This window comes from Nonomuraea sp. NPDC003201, from assembly GCF_053590415.1.
On record NZ_JBSFTC010000553.1, the window covers coordinates 1 to 4,212 of the forward strand.

General features: G+C 68.8%; 4 protein-coding genes. 3 read left to right on the plus strand and 1 reads right to left on the minus strand.

From position 1 onward, the window contains the following. From ACWDX9_RS60480 to ACWDX9_RS60490, 3 genes are all read left to right on the plus strand, one after another. On the plus strand, nt 1-347 hold a 347-nt coding region (locus ACWDX9_RS60480; RefSeq protein WP_449972965.1), incomplete at its 5' end, for a ComF family protein. A gap of 628 nt (nt 348-975) precedes the next feature. Continuing rightward, a complete protein-coding gene (hpf, locus tag ACWDX9_RS60485; protein WP_350728411.1) occupies nt 976-1,632 on the plus strand; it encodes a ribosome hibernation-promoting factor, HPF/YfiA family in 657 nt (218 codons plus the stop codon). Between the two features lie 172 nt (nt 1,633-1,804). Beyond that, complete coding sequence (locus ACWDX9_RS60490) at nt 1,805-2,503, plus strand: response regulator transcription factor (protein ID WP_364242879.1); 699 nt, start codon at nt 1,805-1,807, stop codon at nt 2,501-2,503. A gap of 311 nt (nt 2,504-2,814) precedes the next feature. On the opposite strand, the gene ACWDX9_RS60495 is transcribed toward ACWDX9_RS60490, so the two are convergent. Continuing rightward, nucleotides 2,815-4,014 (minus strand): winged helix-turn-helix domain-containing protein, encoded by a 1,200-nt coding sequence (locus ACWDX9_RS60495; RefSeq protein WP_449972967.1) that lies wholly within the window; start codon nt 4,012-4,014, stop codon nt 2,815-2,817. Nucleotides 4,015-4,212 lie beyond the last annotated feature (198 nt).

The window sequence follows — 4,212 nt, forward strand, 5'->3', positions numbered from 1 at the left end:
GGCGGACGCGCCGGCACCGGGGCCACGACCCGGTCGGGCGGCTGGCGGTGCTGGCCGCGGGCCGGCTGCGGGCGTGGGGCCTGCGGGCCGAGGCCTGGCCGGCGCTGGTTCAGGCGCGGCGGGTGGCCGACCAGGCGGGGCTGAGTTCCGCCGAGAGGAGCTCCAACCTCGCGGGGTCACTCCAGGTGCGGCGGGCCGCGAAAGGCCCTCCAGCGGCCTGTGCGGTGCTCCTGGACGACATCGTCACGACCGGGGCCACCCTCGTGGAGGCCGCCAGGGCGCTGAGCTCGGCGGGGGTGCGAGTGCCGCTGGCCGCGACCGTGGCCGCGACACGCCGAAGATCTTGAAAAGGATTACGGTTACGGTGCGTAAAGAAAGATCCACATCGCTATCCTCACCACAAGGCCACATGTCACTTCCCCCAAGGGTGCGGCAGGGCTGATCAGTGGGCGGGAGCTCCATCCTCATAAGGGTTGCCGATCGGTTGAATAGGGCATTTGGGAGAGCATGAGGACCCCGGGAAAATCACGGTACGTGATCCCTTGGCCGATCCTCCGGCTGACATTCGCGCAGGATGCGGATAGCGTTCTGACATGGCACCCGTTCGGGTCCGTGGTTGCGCAGGGTCGGGGTCCCCGACTCTGCTAGCCGATGCCAGCCGCAGGCAAAACGGTCCACGTAAGGCGACTCTTTGTCGACCGATCACGGTGCGGCTTAGGGGTAAGTCCTGCCTTCCCGAGGGTCCAGATGTCCCTCGCCAGAAGAGAAGGGCAGTAGTGGCAACAGAGCTGCGAAACCCTCAGCAGGCGGATGTGGGGTCGAAGACCAGGTCGGCCGGGCGGGTGCCAACCGAGTTCCCGGTGACGCAGAGTCGGAAGAGGGTAACGGTGACAGAAAGGCAGACAGCAGACCCCGTCCGACAGGCACGTCGTCGGGCGCTCTTGCTCAGTCGCTAGACCGAAGGGGGGCTGTTGCATGGACATCATCGTCAAGGGCCGGCACACAGGTGTGAGTGATCGGTTCCGTGACCAAGTGACGACCAAGCTGGCCAGGATCGAACGTCTGGATAACAAACTCATCCGAGTCGATGTGGAGGTGTCGAAAGAACGCAATCCGCGCCTCGCTGACCAGCGCGAGCGCGTCGAGCTCACCATTCACTCTCGAGGACCGGCCATCCGCGCCGAAGCCTCGGCCGACGACCGATTCGCAGCCCTCGACATGGCCCTCGACAAGCTGGAAGGCCGCCTCAGGCGGCTGGCCGACCGGCGCAAGGTCCACCACGGCAACCACTGCCCGCCCTCTGTGGCGGAGATCACCGCGGCACTCCCCGACGTCGCGGACCTGACCCCGCGGGAGGCCACCGCCCCCGCCGAGGCCGAAGAGGACGAGCAGGTTCAGCGCGACCAGCGCTACGACGACATCGTCCCGATCGAGATGGACGGCGAAGGGCCGCTCGTCGTCCGAGAGAAGTTCCACAAAGCGGAACCCATGACCATCGACCAGGCCCTCCTCGAGATGGAGCTGGTCGGGCACGACTTCTACCTGTTCCGTGACAAGGAGAGCGGCCAGCCGTGCGTGGTCTACAACAGACGCGGCTACAACTACGGCGTGTTGCGGCTCGTAGAGCCATGATCGCGCGCTAAAAGATCTTCTCGACCACCCGAGAACCGCGGCTCCCATGCCATCATTGCGGTTCAACGGCTCTGGCCCCCCGACGAGGAGGAGACGTGAGCGAGCTCAGTCAGGTTCAGATGAGCGAGCGAAGCGAAGCGAAGGCTGTCGCGAGGCGGATCAAGGAGGCCTCGTGACCGAGTCCGGCGAGGTCCGTACCTCAGCGACCGAGCCGATCCGCGTGCTGATCGTTGACGATCACGAGCTGATCCGGCGGAGCCTGGCTCTCGCTCTGGCCGCTGAGCCCGACATCGAGGTGGTCGGCGAAGCGAGCGACGGGCAGGAGGCGGTCGAATTGGCCAACCGCCTCATGCCCGACATCGCGCTCATGGACGTGCGTATGCCACGGCAGGACGGGATCGAGGCCACGAAGGGCATCAAGGCCTCGGTCCCGAGCACGCGCGTCATCATGCTGACGGTGAGCGACGAGGAGGAAGACCTCTTCGAGGCCATCAAGGCCGGCGCCACCGGTTATCTGCTCAAGGACGTCCAGATCAACGACGTGCCGGCCGCGGTGCGCGGCGTGCACGAGGGCCAGTCCTTAATCAACCCGGCGATGGCCGCCAAGCTCATCAGCGAATTCCAGAGCATGAGCCGCAAGGAGTCCGAGCGCCCTCCCCAGCTCCCCGTCCCCCGCCTGACCGATCGCGAGATGGAGGTCCTGCGGCTGGTGGCCAAGGGGATGAACAACCGCGAGATCGCCAAGCAGCTGTTCATCTCCGAGAACACCGTGAAGAACCACGTACGCAACATCCTCGACAAGCTGCAACTGCACTCGAGGATGGAGGCCGTGGTGTACGCGGTGCGGGAACGCATGCTGGAGATCACCTAGCCGTCCATGCGGGGAGCCTCACCCCGGCTCTCACCTGGACGGCTCAGGGGCAGGCCGCCACCGCGATCCGCGAGGCCGTGCCGCCCCCGTTCCCATCTGGGCGGTCAAGGGATTGGCACAGCCATCGCCGCCCGCGAGCCCGGCTTGCTCCCGCCCCACCTGGGCGGCCTGGAGATAGGCAGCTAGGGGGGAGGCAGCCATCGCCGCCCGCGAGGCCGTGTCACCCCGTTTCCCACCTGGGCGGTCAGGGGCAGGCACCCACTCGCGCCCGCCATCCGCACCCGCCCGCCTGGCGGCGTCGTGCTGGGGTGCTATCGGGCGATGGCGGCGGCGTTCAGGATCGGGACGAGCTCGGGCGGATCGGCGTGCTCGACCCGTACGGAATCGCAGCCCACCCACTCCGCCGCAGACCACAGGGCGTCCGCCAGGGCGTCGGCCCACCGGGCGGGCGACAGGCCCGGCTCCAGGTGGAGCTGCCGGATCAGCAGCGTGCTGCCCTCACGGGCCGGGTCGACGCGGCCGATCAGCCGGCCGCCCGCCAGCACGGGCATCGTGAAGTAGCCGTGGACCCGCTTGTGCTTGGGGACGTACAGCTCGAGCGTGTACTGGAAGCCGAAGACGCGCTCGGTGCGGCCGCGGTGCCAGATGAGGGAGTCGAACGGCGACAGCAGCGTCGTGCGGTGACGCCCGCGCGGCTCGGACTCCAGCGCCGCCGGGTCCGCCCAGGCGTTGGGGGAGCCCTTCTTGCCCGGCCAGCCCGAGACCGTCACGGGGACCAGGCCCGCCGCGCCGCTGCGCAGGGCCGCGTCGAGCATGGCGGCGTACTCGCCCTTCAGGCGCAGGAAGTCGATGAGGTCGGTCCTGTTGGCCACGCCCAGGGACCGGCCCGCCACGGCAGCCAGGCGTACGACGCACTCCTCGTCGGAGAGGTCATCGGCCAGGAGCTCCGCGGGGACCACGCGCTCGGCCAGGTCGTAGACGCGCCGCCAGCCGACGCGGCGGCTGCAGACCAGCTCACCGATGTCGAGCAGCCACTCCAGGCCGATCTTGGAGTCGGACCAGTCCCACCACGGGCCGCCGTTCTTGGCCCCGCCGACGTCCGAGGTCGTCAGCGGGCCCTGCTCGCGTACCTGCTCGAGCAGCTTGTCCACCCCGTCGGGGACCTCGTGCCAGCGGTAGCGCCGCTTTCGGTACGCCCGGCGCCGGAACGAGTAGAGGGGCCAGTGCTCGACGGGCAGGATGCAGGCGGCGTGGCACCAGTATTCGAAGCTCTGGGCGGGGTTGTGCCAGTAGGCCCGTTCGATGTTGGTCCGTCCCACCGCGCCCAGGCGGGCGTAGGCCACCAGCTCGTGGGAGCGGGCGAGCACCGAGATCGTGTCGAGCTGCACGGCGCCCAGCCTGCGCAGCATCGCGTGCGCCCCGCCCTTGCGCGCGTCGGCGCCGATCATGCCCTGGGAACGGAGGATGATCCGGCGCGCCTCGTCGAGGGTCAGGTCGGTGGTGCCGGTCATGGCTGCGATTGCGTATGGCGATGCATGCGAGCAATGTAGCGACGGCCACCGACAAAACATCCCCGCCCGCCCCAACCCCTGGGCACACCACCCGCCATCCGCGCCCGGCCCACCCACCGCCAACGCCTGCGGCCCCGCCAACGCCTGCGGCTCCGCCAACGCCTGCGGCTCCGCCAACGCCTGCGGCTCCGCCAACGC

Excerpts from the sequence above, each read along its gene's own strand:
- ACWDX9_RS60495 (WP_449972967.1), bottom strand. The coding sequence starts at position 4,014 with ATGACCGGCACCACCGACCTGACCCTCGACGAGGCGCGCCGGATCATC.
- hpf (WP_350728411.1), top strand. The coding sequence starts at position 976 with ATGGACATCATCGTCAAGGGCCGGCACACAGGTGTGAGTGATCGGTTC.